Genomic DNA, 23,154 nt, shown 5'->3' with positions numbered 1-23,154 from the left:
TGGCCTCGCTTCGTTCCGCGCGGCCCCACAGCGCGGAGCCCCAAGCACCATCCACCACCACGAAGGAATCCATTGAGACGCGCAAAGATCGTTTCGACGCTCGGACCGGCTACGTCGGAGTACGAGACCGTCAAGGAGATCATCGAAGCGGGCGTCGACGTCGCCCGCCTCAACCTCAGCCACGGTGACTACAGCGTCCACGAGGCCAACTACGAGAACGTCCGTCGCGCCGCCGAGGAGCTCGGCAAGCCCGTCGCGATCCTCGTCGACCTGCAGGGTCCGAAGATCCGCCTCGCGAAGTTCGCCGACGGCCCGCACGACCTCGCGGTCGGCGACGTGTTCACCATCACCACCGAGGACGTCCCCGGCTCGAAGGAGATCTGCGGCACGACGTTCAAGGGCCTCCCGCAGGACGTCAAGCCCGGCGACCCGCTGCTCATCGACGACGGCCGTGTCCGCCTCCGCGTGCTCGACACCGACGGCGTGCGCGTCCGCACCGAGGTCGTCGTCGGCGGCACGGTGTCGAACAACAAGGGCATCAACCTGCCCGGCGTCGCCGTGAACGTCCCCGCGCTCAGCGAGAAGGACGAGGCGGACCTCCGTTGGGGCATCCGTCAGGGCGCCGACCTCATCGCGCTGTCGTTCGTGCGGAACGCCGCCGACGTCCAGCGCGCGCACGAGATCATGGACGAAGAGGGCAAGCGCCTCCCCGTCATCGCGAAGATCGAGAAGCCGCAGGCGGTCGAGGCGCTCGAGGAGATCATCGACGCCTTCGACAGCATCATGGTCGCCCGCGGTGACCTCGGTGTCGAACTCCCGCTCGAGGCGGTCCCGATCGTGCAGAAGCGTGCCGTCGAGCTCGCCCGCCGCATGGCGAAGCCCGTCATCGTCGCGACGCAGATGCTCGAGTCGATGATCTCGTCCCCGATCCCGACCCGCGCCGAGACCTCCGACGTCGCGAACGCCGTGCTCGACGGCGCGGACGCCGTCATGCTGTCCGGCGAGACCAGCGTCGGCGAGTACCCGGTGCAGACCGTCCGGACCATGGCGCGCATCGTCGAGTCCACCGAGGACCACGGCCTCGAGCGCATCGCGCCGCTCGGCACGAAGCCGCGCACCCTCGGCGGCGCGATCACGCTCGCCGCGGTCGAGATCGCCGAGTTCACCGAGGCCTCGTACCTCTGCGTGTTCACCGAGTCCGGCGACTCGGCCCGCCGCATGTCGCGTCTGCGTCACGGTCTGCCGATCATCGCCTTCACCCCGAACGAGGCGACCCGTCGCCGCATGGCGCTCACCTGGGGCGTCCGTTCGTTCCTCGTCGAGCGCAAGACCCACACCGACGAGCTCTTCTCGCAGGTGGACGACGTCCTCCTCGAGAACGGTCTCGCCGCGCCCGGCGACCGTGTCATCGTGACGGCCGGTTCGCCTCCCGGCATCGAGGGGTCGACGAACGACCTGCGCGTCCACCGCGTGGGCGACGCCCACGCCGAGGCAGCTCCGGCCTACGTGCGCGACTGACGTCCGTCGCGTCCCGACAGGGCGCGGACGGGAGGCACGGTGCGGCGACGCACGCAGCCTCCGGTCCGCGCCCTGTCGCGTCCCGCCCCGCGGCCGCCGCGACCACGCGGCTCCGTGAGCGGGCAAGATGGCCGGTGTGAGCCTCCAGTCCCGACCCACCGCCCAGCGCACCGACGTCCGACGCTGGCGCCGGTACCTGGCCGACGAGCGGGCGGAAGCCGCCGTCTACCGCAACCTCGCCGCCAGGCGCGACGGCGAGGAGCGCGAGATCCTGTCCGCCCTGGCCGAGGCCGAGGGGCGGCACGAGCAGCACTGGCTCGACCTGCTCGGTGACGACGTGGGCCGCCCGCAGCGCGGCAGTCTCCGTACCCGCGTGCTCGCCTCGCTCGCGAAGCGGTTCGGGTCGGTGTTCGTCCTCGCCCTCATGCAGCGTGCCGAGGACCGATCGCCGTACGCCGACGACGCCGACGCCACCGCGACCATGGCGGCGGACGAGCGGATCCACGGCGAGGTCGTGCGCGGGCTCGCGAACCGCGGGCGGATGCGCCTGTCCGGCACGTTCCGCGCCGCCGTGTTCGGCGCGAACGACGGCCTCGTGTCGAACCTGGCGCTCATCATCGGTGTCAGCGCGTCCGGGGCCGACCGGCACTTCGTCCTGCTGAGCGGCATCGCCGGCCTCCTCGCCGGGGCGCTCTCGATGGGCGCGGGGGAGTACGTCTCGGTCCGGTCCCAGCGGGAGCTGCTCACCGCCTCCGCCCCGCACCCCGAGGCCGGCCGGGCCGTCGCGGACCTCGACGTCGACGCCAACGAGCTGGCCCTCGTCTACCGGGCCCGGGGGATGTCCGAGACCGAGGCGCAGCAGCACGCCGACGACGTCCTCGGCGGTGCCACGGTGACGGGGACCGCGTCGGTCGACGACCACGAGGCGATCGGCAACGGCATGAGCGCGGCGATCTCGAGCTTCTGCTTCTTCGCGTCGGGGGCGATCATCCCCGTGCTGCCGTACCTGTTCGGGCTCGAGGGGTGGGCGGCGATCGCGGTGGCGGCGGTCCTCGTCGGGATCGCGCTGCTCGGCACCGGTGCCGTCGTGGGGGTGCTCAGCGGGGCGTCGCCGCTCCGGCGGGCGCTCCGGCAGCTCGCGATCGGGTTCGGTGCCGCTGCGGTCACGTACGGGCTCGGCCTGCTGTTCGGGACGGGGAGCGCGTAACCGACCGGCGCACACGACCCCCGGACCGTGCGGGGCCTGGCGGGATGCCGTTACCGGCGGAGAGCTGCCCGGGGCGGGAGCAGCAGCAGGGCCGCGGCGCCGACGACGATCAGCGCGATCCCGGAGAAGACCATGAAGACGGTCAACGCCAGGCCCGGCGCGACGAGCACGACCACGCCACCGAGGATCGACAGCACGCCACTGACGACGGACGGGATCCGCGAGGACCCGGGGTGTCCGACGAACGCGCCCACCAGCGACGCGATCCCCTCGACGATGAAGCCGACGCCCGCGAGCACCGCGTAGACGAGGAGCGGGACGGCGGGGTCGAGCAGCGTCACGAGCCCGGCGACGCCGACGAGTCCGCCGACGATGCCGGACGTCCACCGCCACACCGCCGGGGTCCCGTGGCCGCGCACGGCGGCGAACACTCGGAGGGCACCGGCGACCACGAGGTACACGCCGAAGAGCAACGCCACCACGACGAGGGACGGCCTGGGCCAGACGATCGCGACGACGCCGAGCACGACGGCGACGATGGCGGTGACGACGACGAACACCCGGAACGTGCGGACGGCACGAGAATCCACGAGCACTCCTCCCTGTCAGGTCTGCTCGCAACGACGCTACCTCGACCGGCCGGGGTCCGTTCGGGCCGCCGGGTGCAACCGGGATGCAACCGGATGCAACCCCGACGGTCGTAGCGTTCGGGCAGGCGCGGATCCAGCGCCCCGACAGCGTCGTCGAAAGGTGTCCACCATGACCATCGCACCGTCCCCCTCCACCTACGCCGCACCCGGCGAGGAGGGCTCACTCGTCTCGTTCCGCTCCCGGTACGACCACTACATCGGCGGCGCGTACGTCCCGCCGGCCGGGGGTCAGTACTTCGAGAACCCCACACCCGTCACCGGCAAGGTCTTCACCGAGATCGCCCGCGGGGACTCCACCGACGTCGACCGGGCGGTCGAGGCCGCGTGGAAGGCCTTCCCCGCCTGGGGCCGGACGAGTGTCGCCGAACGCGCCGCGATCCTCAACCGCATCGCCGACCGGATGGAGCAGAACCTCGAGTCCCTGGCCGTCGCCGAGACGTGGGAGAACGGCAAGCCCATCCGCGAGACGATCGGCGCGGACATCCCGCTGGCCATCGACCACTTCCGCTACTTCGCCGGGGCGATCCGAGCGCAGGAGGGGTCGACGGGGGAGATCGACCACGACACCGTGGCGTACCACTTCCACGAGCCGCTCGGGGTCGTCGGCCAGATCATCCCGTGGAACTTCCCGATCCTGATGGCGGTGTGGAAGCTCGCACCCGCCCTGGCCGCGGGCAACTGCGTCGTCCTGAAGCCCGCCGAGCAGACGCCGGCGTCCATCCACGTCCTCATCGACCTGATCGGTGACCTGCTCCCCGCCGGTGTGCTCAACGTCGTGAACGGCTTCGGCATCGAGGTCGGCGCACCACTCGCGCAGCACCCGGACATCCGCAAGGTCGCGTTCACCGGCGAGACGACCACGGGCCGGTTGATCATGCAGTACGCCTCGCAGAACCTCATCCCGGTGACGCTCGAACTCGGCGGCAAGAGCCCGAACCTCTTCTTCGCCGACGTGGCCCAGGAGAAGGACGCCTTCTACGACAAGGCGCTCGAGGGGTTCGCCTTCTTCAACCTCAACCAGGGCGAGGTCTGCACGTGTCCGTCCCGAGCCCTCGTGGCGAAGGAGATCTACGACGGCTTCGTCGCCGACGGCCTCGACCGGGTCCGTGCGGTCAAGCAGGGCCACCCGCTCGACCTCGCCACGATGATCGGGGCGCAGGCGTCGAACGACCAGCTCGAGAAGATCCTGAGCTACATCGACATCGGCAAGCAGGAGGGCGCGAAGCTCCTCACCGGCGGCGAGCGGGCCGACCTCGGCGGCGAGCTGTCGGGTGGCTACTACGTCCAGCCGACCGTGTTCGAGGGCGACAACTCGATGCGGATCTTCCAGGAGGAGATCTTCGGCCCCGTCCTCGCACTGACGTCGTTCAGCGGCTACGACGACGCGATCTCGATCGCCAACGACACGCTCTACGGCCTCGGCGCCGGGGTGTGGAGCCGCGAGGCCACCACGCTCTACCGCGCCGGCCGCGACATCCAGGCGGGTCGTGTGTGGGAGAACACGTACCACCAGTACCCGGCGGGCGCGGCGTTCGGCGGCTACAAGCAGTCCGGCATCGGGCGGGAGAACCACAAGATGATGCTGGAGCACTACCAGCAGACGAAGAACCTCCTCGTGTCCTACGCCGAGGGTCCGATGGGCTTCTTCTGATGCCGCACACCGACGACCGGCCCACGACCGCCCGGGTGGCCGTGACACCGGCGGCGGCGGCGCTCCTGGGCTCCCTCGCCGCCCGGCACGGCCCGCTGATGTTCCACCAGTCGGGCGGGTGCTGCGACGGCTCCAGCCCGATGTGCTACCCGGTCGGGATGTTCACCACCGGCTCCGGCGACGTGCTCCTCGGCGCGCTCGAGGTCGACGGCATCGCGCCCGTCGAGGTCTACATGTCCCGCTCGCAGTTCGAGTACTGGAAGTACACCCACCTCACGATCGACGTCGTGGACGGTCGCGGCGCCGGGTTCTCCCTCGAGGTGCCGGAGGGCAAGCGGTTCCTCACCCGGTCCCGGATGCTCGACGAGGGCGAACTCGCGGATCTCGGCCTCGTCGGCCCTGGCCCGCGCGCGGCACCCGACGTAGGCTGACCGCACCGGTCGCGACGACGCGACGGGGACCGGACAGGAGGGCGCATGCGCGAACCGTCCGGTCTCCGTCCGCTCGTCGCCGCGTCCTGGCGTCGCTCCGCCCGCGTCGACCCGGACGCCGTGCCGACGCCCTCGCTCGGCGAGGACGAGCTCGACGCGCTCCGCCGCGCGGGCCCGCTCGGCACGGCACTGCCGGTCGTCCGTCGGCTCCTGCTCGACGACGTCCGCTCGGCCGGGTGCGTCGTCGCGGTCGCCGACGCGACGGGTCGGCTCGTCTGGGTGGACGGCGCACGGTCCGCCCGGCGCGCGGCGGAGGGCATGGGGTTCGTCCCCGGCGCCGACTGGGCCGAGGACCGAGCCGGGACGAGCGCCCCCGGGACGGCGCTCCGGCTCGGGCGCGCGGTCCAGATCCACGCCGAGGAGCACTACGCGACCGCGGTGAAGGGGTTCTCGTGCACGGCCGTCCCGCTCCGCGACGCCGCCGGCACGGTCGTCGGCGCGCTCGACATCACGGGCGACGACCGCGCGGTCGAGCGCCACACCCTCCCGCTCCTGACCGCGACGGCCGCGGCGGCCGAGGCGGAGCTCGCGCTTGCGGCCCTCTCGGCACGGACCACCCGTCCGGGACCCGTCGCGTCGGCGGAGCTCACCCTGCTCGGCGCCGACACCGCGACGCTGCACGTCGGCACGCGGTCGACCAGGCTGTCCGAGCGGCACTCGGAGATCCTGGCGGTGCTCGCAGCGAGCCCCGAAGGGCTGGCGGCCGCGGACCTCGCGGTCGCGGTCTACGGCGATGCCCGCGCCGTCCAGACGCTGCGCGCCGAGGTGGTGCGCCTCCGGCGCGTCCTCGCGCACCACGGGCTCGACGCGCGGCTCACGTCCAGGCCGTACCGCCTGCAGGGCATCCGCACCGACGTCGAGACGGTGCTGTCCGCGCTCGACCGCGGGGCGCGCCTCCAGGCTGTCGACCGCTACACGGGACCGGTCCTGCCGGGTTCCGCGTCGCCGGGTGTCGACGACCTGCGCGACCGGGTCCGGTCACGGTTCCGTGAGTCGCTCCTGCAGGACGGCGGCGTCGACGCGCTGCAGGCCTGGGCGCGCACCGCGGACGGCGCAGCCGACGAGCAGGTGCTGCTGGCGCTGCTCGCGGCACTGCCGCGTCGATCGCCGCGGCGCGCGAGCGTGGTGGCGGCGATCGAGGCGATCGAGCGTCCCTGAGGGCTCCGCCGGTCGGGAGGCGCGGCACGCGTCGGTCCGTCGGCCGACGGCACGCGCCTCCCGCGGCGGGTGCGGGGTGCTCAGGACCCGGTCGTCGGTTCCGGCGTCGAGGTGGCGTCGGACCCGGGAGCGGCGGGCGGGGTCGGTGCCGTCCCGTCCTTGGGCTGGGTGGGTGCCGTGCCGTCCTTGGGCGGGGTGGGTGCCGTGCCGTCCTTGGGCGGGGTGGGTGCCGTGCCGTCCTTCGGCGGGGTGGGTGCCGTCCCGTCCTTCGGCGGGGTGGGTGCCGTGCCGTCCTTCGGCGGGGTGGGCGCCTTCCCGTCGGCGAGCGGGCCGGCGACGCATCCGGGGGCGGAGCCCGCGCCGCCGTCCTTCGTGCCGGGGCCGGCGGCGGGACCGTCCGTCGGGGCGCCGGTCGGGGCGCCGCTCGGGCCGGCGGTCGGCGCGCCGGTCGCGGCCGAGCTCGGTGCGGCGGGGGCGGCCATCGCCGCGCTGACCCCGATCCCGCCGAGGACCAGCACGGCCGCCGCGGCGGAACCGATGCCGACCGCCCGGAGGGTCCGGCGACGCGTGGTGGGCTGTTCGTCCTGCATGGTGATCTCCTGTTCGTCCGTCGGTCGACCGGGGCGGTCCGCCGACGAGGACGACGGTCGGGTTCGAATCTGAAGCAGGACTGAAGCATCTGCTGCGCACAGGGGTTCTCCAGCTCGTTCCATGCTCCGTGCTGGCGGAACCGCCCTACCGTGGCCGCCGTGAACGCACCCGCACGCATCCTGGTGGTCGAGGACGACGACTCCCTCCGCACCGCCGTCGTGACGACCCTCCGCGCCGAGGGCTTCACCGTCGCAGAGGTCGCCGACGGCCGCTCCATCGCGGCCGACCTGGACCGCACCGCCCCGGACCTCGTCCTGCTGGACTGGATGCTCCCCGGGCCGAGCGGCATCCTGCTGGCCGCCCGCATCCGCGCCCGCTCGGACGCCGCGGTCGTGATGACCACCGCGCGCGACGAGCTCGACGACCGACTCCGCGGCTTCGCCGAGGGTGCCGACGACTACGTGGTGAAGCCGTTCGCGATGGCCGAGCTCGTCGCCCGCGTCACGGCCGTGCTCCGGCGGCGCGGGCGGGTGCCGTCCGTGATCGAGGTGGGCGACCTCGTCCTCGACCCCGACGGGTCGACGGTCCGGCGTGGCGGCGTGCTGCTCGACCTGACCGCGACCGAGTTCCGGCTGCTCCGGTTCCTCGCTGAGAGCCGGGGACGGACCGTGTCGAAGGGGCAGATCACGACGCAGGTCTGGGGCTACGAGGACATCGCGCCGAACCTGGTCGAGGTCCACCTGAGCGCGTTGCGGCGGAAGATGGAGGCGCACGGTCCGCGGCTCGTGCACACCGTCCGGGGCCTCGGGTACCGGCTCGCCGTCGACCGGGGTGCAGCGTGATGCGCGACGATCGGCTGCGCACCACCTCGCTGCGCCTGCGGACGGTGATCGCCATCCTCGTGCTCCTCACCGTCCTGCTCACGGCCCTCGTCGTCGCGGTCGAGGCCGTGCTCGGCGCCCGTCTGACCGCCCAGGTCGAGGACCGTCTGCGCGACCGCGCCTCGGCCGCCGCCGCGCTCGTCGGGGTGCTCGACGCGAGCGACCTCGCCGACCGGTTGTCCGCCCAGGGACTCTCGGTGCGGATCGTCGAGCCCGACGGCGCCGCGGTCGAGGCGGGGCCCAGCCCGGAGCAGCTCCGGAAGGGTCCGCCCGACCCGGGCACACTGCCGGGTCCGGCACCGCGGTCGGCGGGGACGAGCGCGTCGGGGTCGAACGGCACGCCGTCGGACGGCACAGCGTCGTCCGGCTCGGGGTCTTCCGGCACGGCGTCGTCCGCCACCGCCGGAGCGACCATCACGTCCTCGTCGGTGCACGAGGACGACGGGGTGCTCACGCTCCGCTCCGACCTCGCCGACGGAACCCGCATCACCCTGACCGCGGGGACCCGCGACGTGCAGGAGACCCTGACGCAGCTCGGCTGGGTCATGGGCGGGGCGTCGGCCGCGTTCCTCGGGGTCGCCGTCGTGGGTGTCGTGCTCGTCGTCCGCCGCTCCCTGCGGCCGCTCGACGAGATGACCCGGGCGGCCCGCTCCATCACCGCGGGCGACCGTGGACGGCGGCTCCGCCCGTCACGCACCGACACCGAGATCGGCCGGGTCGCACTCGCCCTCGACGAGATGCTCGATGCGGTCGAGGGCGCCGAGGCGCAGGCGGTCGCCGCCGAGGAACGGGTCCGCGCGTTCCTCTCCGACGCGGCCCACGAACTCCGCACCCCTGTCGCCGGCGTCCGCGCGGCCGCGGACACCCTGGTCCGGAACGGACCGGACGACCCCGCGACGAACGAGGTCCTGGCCGTGCACGTCGTCCGGCAGGCCGACCGCGCGGCACGCCTCGTCGACGACATGCTCACGATGGCGCGCCTCGACCGGGGCATCGCCCTCGACCGACGCCGCACCGACCTCGTCGACTGGCTGCGTGCCGAGGCCGATCGGCTCCGGATCCGGCTCCCCGTGGTGGAGCTCGACCTCGACGTCCCGGACCACGCGGTCGACGCCGACGTGGACCCGGACCGGCTCGCGCAGGTCCTCGGCAACCTGGTCGACAACGCCGCGCGGGCGACCGGTGGGACGGGCAGCGTCCGGCTGACGCTCCGCGCGGGGCCGGACGACGCGCTACTCCGGGTCGAGGACGACGGCCCGGGCATCCCGGCAGCCGACCGCGAGCGCGTCTTCGACCGGCTGGTCCGGCTCGAGGACGCCCGGGACGTCCGCTCCGGTGGGGCGGGGCTCGGGCTCCCCATCGCCCGGGGCATCGCGCTCGCGCACGGCGGGTCGCTCGTCCACGGGCCCGACGGGGACCTCGGTGGCGCGGTCTTCGAGCTGCGCCTCGCGACGAGCCCGACGGTGCCGGAGGGTGCGCGTCCGAGGGCGGGCGCCCTGCTAGCCTGATGTCCGCCAGCGAGTGTGGTGGAACGGTAGACACGGGGCACTCAAAATGCTCTGCCTCACGGCGTGCGGGTTCGAGTCCCGCCACTCGTACAACGCGGCTCACGGCGTGCGGGACAGTCCTGGTCCGACCGTCCCGCCACTCGTACAACGCGGCTCACGGCGTGCGGGGCAGTCCTGGTACGACCGTCCCGCCACTCGTACAACGCGGCATCCGCCGCCTGACGAACGCGCGTTCCGGTGTCTAGTAGGCTCTTGCGTGTGAGTGACACAGAAGCAACTGCAACAGCACCCCGTCGCGTCGTCGTCGCCGAGGACGAGTCGCTCATCCGCCTCGACATCGTCGAGATCCTCCGCGACAACGGGTTCGACGTCGTCGGCGAAGCGGGTGACGGCGAGACCGCCGTGCAGCTCGCCACCGACCTCCGTCCCGACCTCGTCGTGATGGACGTCAAGATGCCGCAGCTCGACGGCATCTCCGCCGCCGAGAAGCTCTCGAAGAACCACATCGCCCCCGTGGTCCTCCTCACGGCGTTCAGCCAGAAGGACCTCGTCGAGCGTGCGACCGAGGCCGGCGCCCTCGCCTACGTCGTCAAGCCGTTCACGCCGAACGACCTGCTCCCCGCGATCGAGATCGCCCTCTCGCGGCACCAGCAGATCATCACGCTCGAGGCCGAGGTCGCCGACCTCGTCGAGCGCTTCGAGACCCGCAAGCTCGTCGACCGGGCCAAGGGCCTGCTCAACGAGAAGATGGGCCTCACCGAGCCCGAGGCGTTCCGCTGGATCCAGAAGGCCTCGATGGACCGTCGGCTGACCATGCACGACGTCGCCAAGGCGATCATCGAGCAGCTCAGCGCCAAGAAGTAGCGCCCCGTCGCTCGCACGAGAGCGCCGTCTCCCCTCGGGGAGGCGGCGCTCTCGTCGTCCGTCGACGGACCGGGTGCGGCGGCCCGGTGGTCTGCTGCGGTGGACCCGACCACCTGGCAGGGTGGAGCGATGGACGACGTGGTGATCCGTGCCTCCCGGCCCGACGACATGCCGGCGGTGGCCGACCTGCGCTGGCGGTGGAGCGTCGGCGAAGGCGGTGCGACGCCGGGCGCGACCCCGGACGATTACCGCGAGGCGATGTCGGCGTTCGCCGCCGCCCACCCCGAGACCCACCGCTGCGTCGTCGCTGAGCGCGACGGGCGGGTGGTCGGCATGGCGTGGCTCGGGCTCGTCGCACGGCCCCCGACCCCGGACCGCCCTGAACGGCGGCTCACCGCGGATGTGCAGACCGTCTACGTCCACCCCGACCTGCGGGGCGCCGGTGTCGCGAAGCGTCTCGTGACCGCATTGCTCGACGTCGCGGACGAGCTCGGTGTCGAGCGGACGTCGGTGCACTCGAGCGTCGAGGGCGAGACGCTCTACCGCCGCCTCGGGTTCGGCGATGCACGACTGCTGCTGCAGCGGCCGCCCGAGGACTGACCCGTCACCCGCGCGACGGCAGCTCCTGCAGGGTCCAGGCGTTCCGGTCGGGGTCGGTGAAGAAGACGAAGCGACCCCAGGCCAGCTCGTCCACGCCGATCGCGTCGACGCCGAGCCCCTGCAGGTGCGCGAGCGCCTCGTCGGCGTCCGGCACGACGACCTGGATCGACTTGAGCGAACCCGGGACGACGTCCGGCGACATGATGCCCTCGCCGAACGCGATGGAGCAGGCCGACCCGGGCGGGGTGGCCTGCACGAAGCGGAGCTCGTCGGAGACGCGCTGGTCGTGGTCGATCGAGAAGCCGATCCGTTCGTAGAACGCGCGGGATCGGTCGACGTCGCTGACGGGGACGAGGATCAGTTCGATCCTCCAGTCGGTGGCGGGCACGGGTCACTCCTTCGTGACGCCCGCCGGGATCAGCGGGCTTCGCGGATCATGTTGGTGATGCGCACGGTGGAGCAGCGCCGCCCCTGGTCGTCGGTGAGGACGATCTCGTGCGTGGTGAGCGTGTTCCCCAGGTGCAGCGCCGTGCAGGTGCCGGTCACCAGGCCGCTCGTGGCGCTCCGGGAGTGCGAGGCGTTCAGCTCGATGCCGACGGCGTACCGGCCGGGACCGGCGTGCACGTTCGCGGCCATCGACCCGAGGCTCTCGGCGAGCACGACGTACGCGCCGCCGTGCAGCAGCCCGACCGGCTGCCGGTTGCCCTCGACCGGGATCGTCCCCACGGCGCGCTCGGCGGAGAGCTCCGTGATGACCATGCCCATCTTCTCGGCGAGCTCGCCCATGCCGCGGTCGGCGAGCCGTCCGTCGACGCCCTTCGTGGAGGTGGCTTCGTCGGTCACGCTGGCGGACTCCCGTGTCGGATGGCGTCGGTAGGCTGTCCGGGTGTCGGACTCCGCAAAGCCTACCCTCATGGTCATCGACGGCCACTCGCTCGCCTTCCGGGCCTTCTACGCGCTGCCGGTCGACAGCTTCGTGAACCGCGACGGGCAGCACACGAACGCCATCCACGGCTTCATCTCGATGCTGCTGATGCTGCTCCAGCGGGAGAAGCCGACCCACCTCGCGGTCGCGTTCGACATCTCACGGTTCTCGTTCCGCACCCGCGAGTACGAGGACTACAAAGGCACCCGTTCCGAGACCCCGGCCGAGTTCAAGGGGCAGATCCCGCTGCTGCAGCAGGCGCTCGAGGCGATGGGCATCACGACCGTGACGAAGGAGGACTACGAGGCCGACGACATCCTCGCCACCTTCGCCCGCCAGGGCGCCGAGCAGGGCTACCAGGTGTACGTGGTGTCCGGCGACCGCGACTCCATCCAGCTCGTGAACGACGACGTCACGCTGCTGTACCCGTCCGTCCGCGGCGTCTCCGAGCTCACCCGCTACGACCGCGACAAGGTCTACGAGCGCTACGGCATCGAGCCGCACCAGTACCCCGACATCGCCGCGCTCGTGGGGGAGACCAGCGACAACCTCATCGGCATCGACAAGGTCGGCGAGAAGACCGCCGTCAAGTGGATCACCCAGTACGGTTCGCTCGACGGGGTGCTCGAGCACGCCGACGAGATCAAGGGCGTCGTCGGCAACAACCTCCGCGAGCAGCGGGACCGCGCGATCCGCAACCGCAAGCTGAACCGTCTCGTCAACGACGTCGAGCTCCCCGTGGGCCCGGCCGACGTCGCGCTGCGGCCCCTCGACGAGACCGCGGTGCGCGAGCTCTTCGCCAAGCTGCAGTTCCGCACGTTGCTCGACCGCGTGTTCAAGGTCGCGGGCACCGGTGAGCCGTCCGACGCCACCGAGACCGCGGGGTCGGTCGACAGCGGAGCGCCGACGCCGCCGTCGGTCAAGACCCTCATCGACGAGGAACTCGGCTACTGGCTCGAGCGTCGCAACGCGGCCGAGGCGGCGAACGGCTACGGCGTCGCCGTCGAGGTCATCGACGGACGCCTCAGCGCCATCGGCATCGCGACGCACGACGACGCGGTCCTCGTCCCCGGCGGCAGCGGCGCGAAGGACTACGAGCAGCTCTCGGCGTGGTTCGCGTCCGACGCCCCGAAGCACTTCCACGACGCCAAGACCGCGATCAAGGCGCTGGCCACGGCCGGGTTCGAGGTGAACGGCATCGCCGGGGACGCCCGCCTGATCGGGTGGCTCGCACAGCCGGGCAAGCAGGGACAGCCGCTCGCCGACCTCGTCTACCAGGAGCTCGGCGAAGAGCTGCCGACGGCCGACCCGAACCAGCTCGTCCCCGAGACCGACCCGGTGAACGTCGGCGTGCACGCGTGGTTCGTGCTGCGGGTCACGACGGCGCTGCGTGCCCGCCTCGACGAGTCGTCGCTGCGGGTCCTCGACGACATCGAGCTCCCGCTCGTGCCGGTCCTCGCCGGCATGGAGACCACCGGCGTCGCGATCGACCGTCCCGTGCTCACCGGGCTCTCGCACGACCTCGGGGAGCGCGCGGCCGAACTCGCGCAGCAGGCCTTCGCCGAGATCGGGCACGAGGTGAACCTCGGGTCGCCCAAGCAGCTGCAGGAAGTGCTCTTCACCGAGCTCGCGATGCCGAAGACCCGCAAGACCAAGACCGGGTTCTCGACCGACGCCGCCAGCCTCACCGACCTGCAGGAGCAGCACCCGCACCCGTTCCTCGGCCTGCTGCTGCAGCACCGTGACGCCACGAAGCTCCGGCAGATCGTCGACACGCTGGACGCCGCGGTCGTCGACGGTCGCATCCACACCCGGTACGAGCAGACCGGCAGCAGCACCGGCCGGATCTCGTCGACCGACCCGAACCTGCAGAACATCCCGGTGAAGACCGCGGTCGGGCGTCGCGTGCGCTCGGCGTTCGCCGTCGCCGAGCCCTACACGACGCTCATCACCGCCGACTACTCGCAGATCGAGATGCGCATCATGGCGCACCTGTCCGGTGACCCGGGGCTGATCCAGGCCTTCAACGAGGGCGAGGACCTGCACCGTTTCGTCGGCGCCCGGGTGTTCTCGGTCGAACCCGCCGACGTCACGCCCGAGATGCGCACGAAGGTCAAGGCGATGTCCTACGGCCTCGCGTACGGCCTCAGCCCGTTCGGTCTGTCGAAGCAGCTCCGCATCGAGCAGTCCGAGGCGCGCACGCTCATGAACGAGTACTTCGCCCGGTTCGGCTCGGTCCGCGACTACCTGCGCGGCGTCGTCGAGCAGGCGCGCGAGGACGGCTACACCGAGACGATCTTCGGTCGTCGTCGTCCGTTCCCGGACCTGAAGAGCCCGAACCGCGTCCTCCGCGAGAACGCCGAGCGCGCCGCCCTGAACGCGCCGATCCAGGGATCGGCGGCCGACATCATGAAGATCGCGATGCTCGGCGTGGCCGCCGACCTCCGCGACGGCGGGCTGGACTCCCACCTGCTCCTGCAGGTGCACGACGAGCTCATCCTCGAGGTCGCTCCCGGCGAGCAGGAGCGGGTCGAGGACATCCTCCGCACCCGTATGGGCGGTGCGGCCGAGCTCAGCGTCCCGCTGGACGTGTCCGTCGGCGTCGGCCCGAACTGGGAGGCGGCGGCGCACTGACGCGCGACCGCCTGTCGGCCCGCGAGCTGGGCCCCACCAGCCGGTACCGGCGCGACGCGCCGACGGCGTGGCGGCCGTGCCCGGAGGGACGGTGCGGGCTCGCACCGCGCCTCCCGTCCCACGGGTTCCACGTCGTGCTCCGACGTGGATAGGGTCGAGGACATGACCGATGATCGTCCCGTCCGCCAGCCCTCTGCCGTCGACCGGGTCGCCGAGGACTGGGTGACCACCCTCGTCGACCTCGACCCGACCGTCGCCACGTACATCGGCGTCCCGGGGCGGACGGGGGAGTACGGCGACACGTCGCCCGCCGGTGCTGCGGCCCTCGCGGACGCGGCGCGTGCGGCGAAGCGCGCGCTGGACGCTGCCGACGCGGTGGACGCCGTCGACCGGGTGACGAAGACGGACCTCGGCGCCGAGCTGGACCTCGTCCAGGAGTCCTTCGACCGGAAGCTGCACCTCCGCGACCTCAACGTCATCGCCAGCCCGGCGCAGTCGGTGCGCGACGTCCTCGACCTCATGCCGACCGCGACCGAGTCCGACTGGCAAGACATCGCGAGCCGTCTGCACGCCCTCCCCGACGCGATCGAGGGCATCCGCGAGACCCTGCTCGAGGGCACGCGTGAGGACGTGACGCCGGCGCGCCGCCAGGTGGCGCTCATCGCCGAACAGGCCACCCGCACCGGCGCCGAGGACGGTGTCTTCCGACAGCTCGTCGACGGTGCCGCGTTCGACGACGGCGGGTCCGTGCCCGAGGCGCTCCGTGCCGAGCTGGCCCGCGGGGCCGAGGTCGCCGCGGCCGCCTACCGGTCGTTCGGGCAGTTCCTCGAGCACGAGCTCATGCCGCTCGCGACGCCCGTGGACGCCGTCGGTCGCGAGGCGTACGAGCTGCACTCCCGACGCTTCCTGGGCGCGGTCGTCGACCTCGACGAGACGTACCAGTGGGGCATCGAGGAGCTCGCCCGGATGCGTGCGGAGCAGGAGCGCATCGCCGACCGCATCGAGTCCGGCGCGAGCGTCGCCCGGGCGATCGAGGTCCTCGACGCCGACCCCGCCCGCGTGCTGCACGGCACCGACGCCCTGCAGCGGTGGATGCAGGAGACCAGTGACGAGTCGATCCGTGCGATGGACGGCAGGTACTTCGACATCGCCGACCCGATCAAGCGCCTCGAGTGCCGGATCGCGCCGACGCAGGAGGGCGGGATCTACTACACCGGCCCGTCCGACGACTTCTCGCGCGCCGGCCGCATGTGGTGGTCCGTGCCGCAGGGCGTCACCGAGTTCGGCACCTGGCGCGAGAAGACGACGGTCTACCACGAGGGCGTCCCCGGTCACCACCTGCAGATCAGCCAGGGCGTCTACAACCGGGGCGAGCTGAACACGTGGCGGCGGCAACTGGCCGGGTCCTCGGGCCACGTCGAGGGCTGGGCGCTCTACGCCGAGCGCCTCATGGAGCAGCTCGGCTTCCTGGACGACGACGGCGACCGGCTCGGCATGCTCGACGGGCAGCGGATGCGTGCGGCTCGTGTGGTGCTCGACATCGGCGTCCACCTGCAGAAGACGAACCCCGACGGCGGGGCGTGGACGTGGGAGTACGCGCTCGACTTCATGCGGCAGAACGTGAACATGTCCGACGAGTTCGTCCAGTTCGAGGTCGCCCGCTACTTCGGGTGGCCCGGGCAGGCGCCGTCGTACAAGGTCGGGCAGCGCGTCTGGGAGTCGATCCGCGACGAGGTGGCGGCCCGCGAGGGTGCCGCCTTCGACCTGAAGGCGTTCCACCACCGGGCGCTCGCGCTCGGCAGCATCGGGCTCGACACGCTCCGGAGTGCCCTGCTCGACTGATCCGCCGGGCGTCGTCACGAACCGACACGCCCGGTTGTGGGCGCTCGCCCGCTGCGGTTAGACTTGTGCGGCGCAATCCGCGCTCATCAAACACATCGCCAGCACGGCTCGAACCGGCATCCGGTTCGGACCAGGGGGTCGCTCCCTCGCCGTCTGGCCCGACTCATGTCCGTTCGGAGCAATCTCTACATGACAACCACCACGACCAAGGCTCCCAAGCAGGTCGCCATCAACGACATCGGCTCGGCTGATGACTTCCTGGCCGAGGTCGAGAAGACCCTGAAGTTCTTCAACGACGGAGACCTCATCTCCGGCACCGTCGTGAAGATCGACCGCGACGAGGTCCTCCTCGACGTCGGTTACAAGACCGAGGGTGTCATCCCCTCGCGCGAGCTCTCCATCAAGCACGACGTCGACCCCAACGAGGTCGTCGAGGTCGGCGACGAGGTCGAGGCCCTGGTTCTCCAGAAGGAGGACAAGGAAGGTCGCCTCATCCTGTCGAAGAAGCGTGCGCAGTACGAGCGCGCCTGGGGCGACGTCGAGAAGATCAAGGAGTCCGACGGCGTCGTGACCGGTACGGTCATCGAGGTCGTCAAGGGCGGCCTGATCGTCGACATCGGTCTCCGCGGCTTCCTCCCGGCCTCGCTCATCGAGCTGCGTCGCGTCCGCGACCTGACGCCGTACCTCGGCCAGGAGCTCGAGGCGAAGATCCTCGAGCTGGACAAGAACCGCAACAACGTCGTCCTCTCGCGCCGCGCGCTGCTCGAGCAGACGCAGTCCGAGTCCCGGACCACGTTCCTCAACAACCTCCACAAGGGCCAGGTCCGCAAGGGCATCGTGTCGTCGATCGTCAACTTCGGTGCGTTCGTCGACCTCGGCGGCGTCGACGGTCTCGTCCACGTCTCCGAGCTCAGCTGGAAGCACATCGAGCACGCCAGCGAGGTCGTCGAGGTCGGCCAGGAAGTCACCGTCGAGATCCTCGAGGTGGACCTGGACCGCGAGCGCGTGTCGCTCTCGCTCAAGGCCACGCAGGAAGACCCGTGGCAGGTCTTCGCCCGCACCCACGCGATCGGTCAGATCGCGCCGGGCAAGGTCACGAAGCTCGTGCCGTTCGGTGCCTTCGTCCGCGTTGCCGACGGCATCGAGGGCCTCGTGCACATCTCGGAGCTCTCGAACAAGCACGTCGAGCTCGCCGAGCAGGTCGTCTCGGTCAACGACGAGGTCTTCGTCAAGATCATCGACATCGACCTCGACCGTCGCCGCATCTCGCTCAGCCTCAAGCAGGCGAACGAGGGCGTGGACCCCGAGGGCACCGAGTTCGACCCGGCGCTCTACGGCATGCCGACCGAGTACGACGACAAGGGCGACTACAAGTACCCGGACGGCTTCGACCCGGAGACGAACGAGTGGCTCGAGGGCTACGACACCCAGCGCACCGAGTGGGAGGGCCAGTACGCCGCCGCCCAGGCGCGTTGGGAAGCCCACAAGGCGCAGGTCGCGAAGACCATCGCCGACGAGGCGCAGGGTGGCTTCGACCTCCCGGCGACCGCTTCGTCGTCGACGTTCGCGACCGAGTCGAACGGTCAGGGCACCCTGGCCGACGACGCGTCGCTCGCAGCGCTCCGCGAGAAGCTCAGCTCGACCAACTGATCGAGCAGCGCTCCCGCACCGGAAGCCCGGCATCCCTGAGAAGGGGTGCCGGGCTTCCGGCCGTTCGTGCGGCGTGGGTCGGTACCCTGTCGCTGTGCGCATCATCGGTCTCACGGGCGGCATCGCCGCGGGCAAGTCGACCGTCTCCGGACGGTGGGCCGAGCACGGTGCGGTCGTCGTCGACGCCGACCGGCTCGCCCGGGACGCCGTCGCCCCCGGCAGTCCCGGCCTCGCGCAGGTCGCCGAGCGGTTCGGCCCCGGCGTGATCGCGGCCGACGGGTCGCTCGACCGGCCGGCGCTCGGCGCGATCGTGTTCGCCGACGCCGCAGCGCGGAAGGACCTCGAGGGGATCACCCACCCCGAGGTGTGGCGTCTCGCCCAGGCGGCCTTCGACGCCGCCGAGCGCGCGGACCCCGACGCCGTCGTGGTCTACGACGTGCCCCTCCTCGCCGAGGCCCGGGGGAGCCGGCCGCTGCGGTTCGACGCCGTCGTCGTGGTCGACGCCCCCGCGGCTCAGCGCATCGAGCGCCTCGTGGAGCACCGCGGGATGCCCCGGGACGAGGCCGAGCGCCGAGTGGCCGCGCAGGCGAGCGACGCCGAGCGGCTGGCACTCGCCGACCACGTGGTGGACGCCACGGGGAGCCTCGCGGACACGCTCCGCTCCGCCGACGCGGTCTGGGACCGTGTCGGCCGATGAAGCACCGGCTGCTCCTCGTCATCGCCGCCGTCGTCCTCGTCGTCATCGGTGCCGCGTCGCTCGTCGCGGCGAACGTCCTCGGCGGGGAACGCGTGGCCGAGCACGGCCGGGTAGCCGCAGCCGATCGACCACGCGGTGACGAGCACGGTCCGGCGGGGGAGTTCCACCGCTTCCGACTCGGCACCATCAACGGGCAGCGGCTCGAGCCGAACCGTGACGACTTCGCGGCACGGACCGACTCGGGTGGCCCGCTGCTGCTCTTCCTGCCGGCGACCCGAGCCCGTCCCGCCGACTACCAGCTGTTCCTGTCCACGGCGCTGCGCGACGGCTACCACGTGCTCGGCCTCGACTACTGGAACCTCGGCAAGACCCTGTCGGGGACCTGCGAAGCGGACCCGAGCTGCTACGGCACGGTGCAGCGCAACCGGTTCGACGGCACCCGTCCGTCCCGGTTCAGTTCGGTGGAGCCGTCCGGGTCGATCGTCTCCCGGTTCCGCGACGCGATCGCGTACCTCGACGACCACGACCCCGAGGGCGGGTGGGGGCGCTTCGTGCAGGGTGACTCCGACATCGCGTGGAAGGACATCGTCGTGGCCGGACACTCGCAGGGCGGCGGCGAAGCGGCGTACATCGCGCACATCCGCTCGGTCCGCGGGGCGCTGATGTTCTCGTCGCCCGTGGAGTCCCTCGGGAGCGAACACGCGGCCTGGATGGACCGCCCCGGCAGGACGCCGGTCGACCGGATGTACGCGATCGACGACGTCCGCGACGTGTTCGGGCCCCGGATCCGCGGGTCGTGGAAGGTGCTCGGCCTCGACGGCGACACCGGGCCGTTCCGGACCGACACCGCACCCCCGGGTGCCGGCCAGGACCCCCACGCGATCCTCACGGACATCCAGGTCGGTTCGCCGGGCGAGAGCCACTCGCGGACGATCAAGGACTCGACGCCGATCGGTCCGGACGGGCTCCCGCGGATGGAGGGGCTGTGGCAGTGGCTGCTCCACCGGTTCCCTTCGGACCCGTCATAGGATCCCGCAATACTCTGAGTCCGTGCAGCAAGCAGGTGAAGGACCCGACCTGCGCTCGACCATCCGTTCCCGGGCGGAGCAGGACGCCGAGCGCAACTACCTCGAGGACGCGCGCAGCGACCGCGTCCTGACCTACCGTGCGCTCGACGACGCGGTGTCCGCGTGGTCCTCGACGTTCGACGCGATCGGGGTCGCACCGTCCGGAGCGGTCCTCGTCGACCTCGGCGACCCGCTCTCCTTCGCCGTCGTGCACCTCGCCGCCCTCGCGACCGGGCGTCGGGCGATCCCCGTCGACACCGGGCAGCCGACCACGGAACCGGGCCGTCTCGCCGACCTGATCGGCGGCGCCTCGCTCGTGGTGACCGACCGTGCCGTGGACGCGACCATCCCGGGCGCGCCTGCGAGCGGGATCGACGCGGCCACGTTCCTCCCGGCCGGCGTCCGCGACGGCGACCTGCCGACGGCGAGTCCGGACGCACCCGGCGAGGGGTCGGTCGTGCTCTTCACATCCGGCTCCACCGGGACCCCGAAGGGCGTCGAGCTGCCCGAGTCGCAGCTGCTGTTCGTCGCCCGCGCGGTGGCGCGGCACAACCGGCTCACCCCCGAGGACCGCGGGTTCAACTCGCTCCCGCTCTTCCACGTCAACGCCGAGGTCGTGGGGCTGCTCGCCACCCTCGTCGCCGGTGCGACCCTGGTGGTCGATCGACGGTTCCGCCGGACCGGGTTCTGGGAGCTCCTCGCCGAGCGTCGGATCACGTGGCTCAACGCGGTGCCCGCGATCCTCGCCGTCCTCGCGAAGACCGGTCCGCTCGACTTCCCCGCGGGGCTCCGGTTCGTCCGGAGTGCCTCCGCACCGCTGCCGGACCCGGTGCGGCAGGCGCTCGGGGACGTGCCGCTCGTCGTCAGCTGGGGGATGACCGAGGGGGCGTCGCAGATCACCGCGACCCCGCTCGACGCTCCGGCGCGGGTCGGGACCGTCGGTGTGCCCGTCGGGTCCGAGGTGCAGGTCCGGGGCGAGGACGGCTCCGTGCTGCCCGCCGACGAGGTCGGTGCTCTCTGGATCCGCGGCGCGGGCATCGTGCACCGGTACCTCTTCGGGCGCTCGGCCGAACGGTTCGACGCGGACGGCTGGCTGAGCACGGGCGACGTGGGCTCGGTCTCGGCGGACGGCTGGGTCTCGCTCGCCGGACGCTCCGACGACGTGATCAACCGTGGGGGCGAGAAGGTCTACCCGTCCGAGGTCGAGGACGTGCTGCTCGGGGACGACCGCGTGCTGGAGGCCGTGGTCGTCGGGCGGCCGCACGACGTCCTGGGCGCGGTGCCGATCGCGTACGTGATCCCGCAGCCGGACGAGGTCGTGGACGCCGATGCCCTGGTCGCCGACCTCACGGCGCGCGCCGAGGCCCGGCTCACCCGGTTCCGACGCCCGGTCGAGATCGTCGTGGTGCCCGACCTGCCGCGGGCGCCGACCGGCAAGGTCCAGCGGGCGAAGGTGCGGACGATGGCCGAGCAGCCGTGACCGGCAGTGCCTCTGTGCCGGGTGCTGCCGCTGTGTCCGGGGGTGCCGCCCCGGCGTCCTCGCGCGCCGTGCAGACGCCGACCCGCACCGCCGAGGGGAAGCCCCGGCACCTCTACGAGGTCGACGTCCTGCGGATCCTGACCTTCGCCTGCGTCATCGGCGTGCACACGACCAGCCACACGGTCGCCGCCGACGACGTGCCGCTGAACGCGCTGCTCGGCCTGCTCCACTTCACCCGCCTCGTGTTCTTCTCGCTCACGGCCTTCGTGCTCGTGTACAGCTACACGCTGCGCCCCCGGCCGATGGCGCAGTTCTGGCCCAAGCGCTTCCTGCTCGTCGGCGTGCCCTACCTGGCGTGGTCGTTCGTCTACGTGGCGGCGTCCTGGCTGCTGAGCGCCACCCGCCGCGGCGACGTCCCCGACCTCGTGCGCACCTACGCCGAGGGCATCGTCACCGGCGTCTCCTGGTACCACCTGTACTTCCTGCTCGTGACCATGCAGGTGTACCTGCTGCTGCCCGTGATCGCGTGGCTCGTGCGGCGGACGCGCGGGCACCACGTCGCCGTCCTCGTCGTGACGCTCGTTGTCCAGCTCGTCGTCTTCGCCGGGTACAAGTACTTCCCGGCCAGCGACGCGTGGATGCAGGGCTACCAGAAGCAGTTCTTCTTCTCGTACGTCTTCTTCATCGTCTCGGGGGCGATCGCCGCCGACCACGCCGACGCCTTCCTCCGGTTCATCCGGGTGCAGCGCCGCGCCGTCCTCTGGGGCTTCGCGGGCGTCGGTGCCCTCACACTCGGCGTCTGGGCGCTGCAGGTCGCCCTCGGACAGTCGCTCTACGCCGCCGGCACCCCGCTGCAGCCGATCCAGGTGATCTGGAGCAGCGCCGTGTTCGTCGGGTTCCTCGCCATCGGCGCCCGGTGGGCGGATCGGCGTCGACCCGGCAGCCCGCTCGCGCGCGTGGTCGACTACGGCTCGGACCGGTCGTTCGGCATCTTCCTGAGTCACCCGTTCGCGATCTGGATCCTGCTCTACGGCGACAGCGTGCTCGAGCGGGTCGTCCCGAAGCCGTGGTTGACGCTCGTCACGTACGTGCTGGTGCTCCTGCTGTCGGTCCTCGTCACGGAGCTGTTCCGGTGGACGCCGCTGAGCGTGCCCCTGACCGGGCGGCCGTCGCTGGCGTCGCGTGGGCAGCGGGCGGCGCGGGCGCGGAGACGGGAGGCGGGTGCTCGGCGCGGAGCCGGGACCGGAGGGGACGTTCCGGCCGCTGGCGGGTCGGGTTCGTCCGACCCGGCCGTCCAGCCGGGGGAGCCGGTCGAGCCGGTGGAGCCGGACGATGCGCTCGTGGGGGAGACGGACGAAGTCGGGAGGCGTCCGACCCGCTGAGTGCGGCCTCGACGGCGACGCTGCCGGGCGGCGTTGCGCGCGGCGTTGCGGGCGGCGGGTGCGCGTGCGCACCGTGCTGGGTCCGCGGCGTGGTGCGGTGGTGCTTGCTGGGTGCGGGGTTGTGGCGGGGCACGGAGCGTGCAACGTCGCACGGGTTGACGGACGGCGCACCGTGCGCGGGCCGGACGGGAGGCGCGGGGCGGGCTGGCACCGCGCCTCCCGCCGTGCGGGTGGCGGACGGGAGGGACGGGGCGGGCTGGCGCCGCGCCTCCCGTCCGCACCGTGCGGGTCTCGTGACCGCGTGCGGTGCTGCGCGCTGGGTGCGGGGTTGCAGTGGCGCACGGAGCGTGCAACGTCG

Annotated in this window: 20 protein-coding genes and 1 tRNA gene; 17 read left to right on the top strand and 4 right to left on the bottom strand. The window is 72.1% G+C overall.

Annotated elements, in window-relative coordinates:
- The first annotated feature begins 72 nt into the window (after window positions 1-72).
- Together pyk and ACIQUC_RS03240 are read left to right on the top strand one after the other, a co-directional pair.
- Window positions 73-1,518 (top strand): pyruvate kinase, encoded by a 1,446-nt coding sequence (gene pyk, locus ACIQUC_RS03245; RefSeq protein WP_402263152.1) that lies wholly within the window; start codon window positions 73-75, stop codon window positions 1,516-1,518.
- 127 nt (window positions 1,519-1,645) lie between these two features.
- Entirely contained in the window at window positions 1,646-2,725 is a 1,080-nt protein-coding gene (locus ACIQUC_RS03240; RefSeq protein ID WP_022905554.1) for a VIT1/CCC1 transporter family protein, read from the top strand.
- 50 nt (window positions 2,726-2,775) lie between these two features.
- On the opposite strand, the gene ACIQUC_RS03235 is transcribed toward ACIQUC_RS03240, so the two are convergent.
- The gene (locus ACIQUC_RS03235) at window positions 2,776-3,315 is read right to left on the bottom strand and encodes an HdeD family acid-resistance protein (protein WP_402263149.1); all 540 of its coding nucleotides are present in this window, start codon (window positions 3,313-3,315) and stop codon (window positions 2,776-2,778) included.
- A 169-nt stretch (window positions 3,316-3,484) separates the two neighbouring features.
- On the opposite strand from ACIQUC_RS03235, the gene ACIQUC_RS03230 reads away from it, so the two are divergent.
- From ACIQUC_RS03230 to ACIQUC_RS03220, 3 genes are read left to right on the top strand one after another with little or no spacing between them, the layout of a single operon-like run.
- Window positions 3,485-5,026, top strand: coding sequence for an aldehyde dehydrogenase family protein (locus ACIQUC_RS03230; protein WP_402263146.1), 1,542 nt, complete (start codon window positions 3,485-3,487; stop codon window positions 5,024-5,026).
- On the top strand, window positions 5,026-5,457 hold the full coding sequence (locus ACIQUC_RS03225) for a DUF779 domain-containing protein (RefSeq protein WP_022905557.1): 432 nt from the start codon (window positions 5,026-5,028) through the stop codon (window positions 5,455-5,457). Before ACIQUC_RS03230 ends, ACIQUC_RS03225 begins: the two co-directional genes overlap by 1 nt.
- A 45-nt stretch (window positions 5,458-5,502) precedes the next feature.
- Window positions 5,503-6,675, top strand: a complete 1,173-nt coding sequence (locus ACIQUC_RS03220) for a GAF domain-containing protein (RefSeq protein WP_022905558.1) — start codon at window positions 5,503-5,505, stop codon at window positions 6,673-6,675.
- An 80-nt stretch (window positions 6,676-6,755) separates the two neighbouring features.
- Here ACIQUC_RS03220 and ACIQUC_RS03215 read toward each other — a convergent pair whose 3' ends face one another.
- A complete protein-coding gene (locus ACIQUC_RS03215) occupies window positions 6,756-7,265 on the bottom strand; it encodes a hypothetical protein (RefSeq protein ID WP_402263143.1) in 510 nt (169 codons plus the stop codon).
- Between the two features lie 159 nt (window positions 7,266-7,424).
- On the opposite strand from ACIQUC_RS03215, the gene ACIQUC_RS03210 reads away from it, so the two are divergent.
- From ACIQUC_RS03210 to ACIQUC_RS03190, 5 genes are all read left to right on the top strand, one after another.
- Complete coding sequence (locus ACIQUC_RS03210; RefSeq protein WP_042723507.1) at window positions 7,425-8,108, top strand: response regulator transcription factor; 684 nt, start codon at window positions 7,425-7,427, stop codon at window positions 8,106-8,108.
- On the top strand, window positions 8,108-9,655 hold the full coding sequence (locus tag ACIQUC_RS03205) for an ATP-binding protein (protein ID WP_402263821.1): 1,548 nt from the start codon (window positions 8,108-8,110) through the stop codon (window positions 9,653-9,655). Before ACIQUC_RS03210 ends, ACIQUC_RS03205 begins: the two co-directional genes overlap by 1 nt.
- A 9-nt stretch (window positions 9,656-9,664) precedes the next feature.
- Window positions 9,665-9,745: transfer RNA gene (locus ACIQUC_RS03200), tRNA-Leu, on the top strand.
- Between the two features lie 168 nt (window positions 9,746-9,913).
- Window positions 9,914-10,519, top strand: a complete 606-nt coding sequence (locus ACIQUC_RS03195) for an ANTAR domain-containing response regulator (protein ID WP_022905562.1) — start codon at window positions 9,914-9,916, stop codon at window positions 10,517-10,519.
- Between the two features lie 129 nt (window positions 10,520-10,648).
- On the top strand, window positions 10,649-11,119 hold the full coding sequence (locus tag ACIQUC_RS03190) for a GNAT family N-acetyltransferase (RefSeq protein WP_402263139.1): 471 nt from the start codon (window positions 10,649-10,651) through the stop codon (window positions 11,117-11,119).
- Window positions 11,120-11,123: 4 nt separating this feature from the next.
- On the opposite strand, the gene ACIQUC_RS03185 is transcribed toward ACIQUC_RS03190, so the two are convergent.
- Window positions 11,124-11,507, bottom strand: coding sequence for a VOC family protein (locus tag ACIQUC_RS03185; RefSeq protein WP_022905564.1), 384 nt, complete (start codon window positions 11,505-11,507; stop codon window positions 11,124-11,126).
- Window positions 11,508-11,536: 29 nt separating this feature from the next.
- On the bottom strand, window positions 11,537-11,905 hold the full coding sequence (locus tag ACIQUC_RS03180) for a PaaI family thioesterase (protein ID WP_148286828.1): 369 nt from the start codon (window positions 11,903-11,905) through the stop codon (window positions 11,537-11,539).
- 100 nt (window positions 11,906-12,005) lie between these two features.
- Here ACIQUC_RS03180 and polA point away from each other — a divergent pair, with 100 nt between their 5' ends.
- From polA to ACIQUC_RS03145, 7 genes are all read left to right on the top strand, one after another.
- Window positions 12,006-14,678, top strand: coding sequence for a DNA polymerase I (polA, locus tag ACIQUC_RS03175; protein WP_402263136.1), 2,673 nt, complete (start codon window positions 12,006-12,008; stop codon window positions 14,676-14,678).
- 162 nt (window positions 14,679-14,840) lie between these two features.
- Window positions 14,841-16,520, top strand: coding sequence for a DUF885 domain-containing protein (locus ACIQUC_RS03170; protein WP_402263134.1), 1,680 nt, complete (start codon window positions 14,841-14,843; stop codon window positions 16,518-16,520).
- Between the two features lie 189 nt (window positions 16,521-16,709).
- Window positions 16,710-18,170, top strand: coding sequence for a 30S ribosomal protein S1 (gene rpsA, locus ACIQUC_RS03165; RefSeq protein ID WP_402263131.1), 1,461 nt, complete (start codon window positions 16,710-16,712; stop codon window positions 18,168-18,170).
- 94 nt (window positions 18,171-18,264) lie between these two features.
- Complete coding sequence (gene coaE, locus ACIQUC_RS03160) at window positions 18,265-18,867, top strand: dephospho-CoA kinase (protein ID WP_402263129.1); 603 nt, start codon at window positions 18,265-18,267, stop codon at window positions 18,865-18,867.
- On the top strand, window positions 18,864-19,895 hold the full coding sequence (locus ACIQUC_RS03155; RefSeq protein ID WP_402263126.1) for a BPSS1187 family protein: 1,032 nt from the start codon (window positions 18,864-18,866) through the stop codon (window positions 19,893-19,895). The genes coaE and ACIQUC_RS03155 overlap by 4 nt, the downstream gene beginning before the upstream one ends.
- A 22-nt stretch (window positions 19,896-19,917) precedes the next feature.
- Window positions 19,918-21,414, top strand: a complete 1,497-nt coding sequence (locus ACIQUC_RS03150; RefSeq protein ID WP_402263125.1) for a class I adenylate-forming enzyme family protein — start codon at window positions 19,918-19,920, stop codon at window positions 21,412-21,414.
- A 32-nt stretch (window positions 21,415-21,446) separates the two neighbouring features.
- Entirely contained in the window at window positions 21,447-22,796 is a 1,350-nt protein-coding gene (locus ACIQUC_RS03145; RefSeq protein WP_402263122.1) for an acyltransferase, read from the top strand.
- Window positions 22,797-23,154: the final 358 nt, after the last annotated feature.

This window comes from Curtobacterium sp. NPDC098951, assembly GCF_044759965.1.
Taxonomy (GTDB): Bacteria; Actinomycetota; Actinomycetes; order Actinomycetales; family Microbacteriaceae; genus Curtobacterium.
Note: the sequence above shows the minus strand (reverse complement) of the source record. Positions and strands in the feature narration are given on the sequence as shown.

Coding starts and splice junctions, on each gene's coding strand:
- ACIQUC_RS03205 (WP_402263821.1), top strand. CDS start 8,108: ATGCGCGACGATCGGCTGCGCACCACCTCGCTGCGCCTGCGGACGGTG.
- rpsA (WP_402263131.1), top strand. CDS start 16,710: ATGACAACCACCACGACCAAGGCTCCCAAGCAGGTCGCCATCAACGAC.
- ACIQUC_RS03170 (WP_402263134.1), top strand. CDS start 14,841: ATGACCGATGATCGTCCCGTCCGCCAGCCCTCTGCCGTCGACCGGGTC.
- ACIQUC_RS03220 (WP_022905558.1), top strand. CDS start 5,503: ATGCGCGAACCGTCCGGTCTCCGTCCGCTCGTCGCCGCGTCCTGGCGT.
- ACIQUC_RS03240 (WP_022905554.1), top strand. CDS start 1,646: ATGGCCGGTGTGAGCCTCCAGTCCCGACCCACCGCCCAGCGCACCGAC.
- ACIQUC_RS03230 (WP_402263146.1), top strand. CDS start 3,485: ATGACCATCGCACCGTCCCCCTCCACCTACGCCGCACCCGGCGAGGAG.
- ACIQUC_RS03225 (WP_022905557.1), top strand. CDS start 5,026: ATGCCGCACACCGACGACCGGCCCACGACCGCCCGGGTGGCCGTGACA.
- ACIQUC_RS03155 (WP_402263126.1), top strand. CDS start 18,864: ATGAAGCACCGGCTGCTCCTCGTCATCGCCGCCGTCGTCCTCGTCGTC.
- ACIQUC_RS03215 (WP_402263143.1), bottom strand. CDS start 7,265: ATGCAGGACGAACAGCCCACCACGCGTCGCCGGACCCTCCGGGCGGTC.
- ACIQUC_RS03190 (WP_402263139.1), top strand. CDS start 10,649: ATGGACGACGTGGTGATCCGTGCCTCCCGGCCCGACGACATGCCGGCG.
- ACIQUC_RS03180 (WP_148286828.1), bottom strand. CDS start 11,905: ATGGGCGAGCTCGCCGAGAAGATGGGCATGGTCATCACGGAGCTCTCC.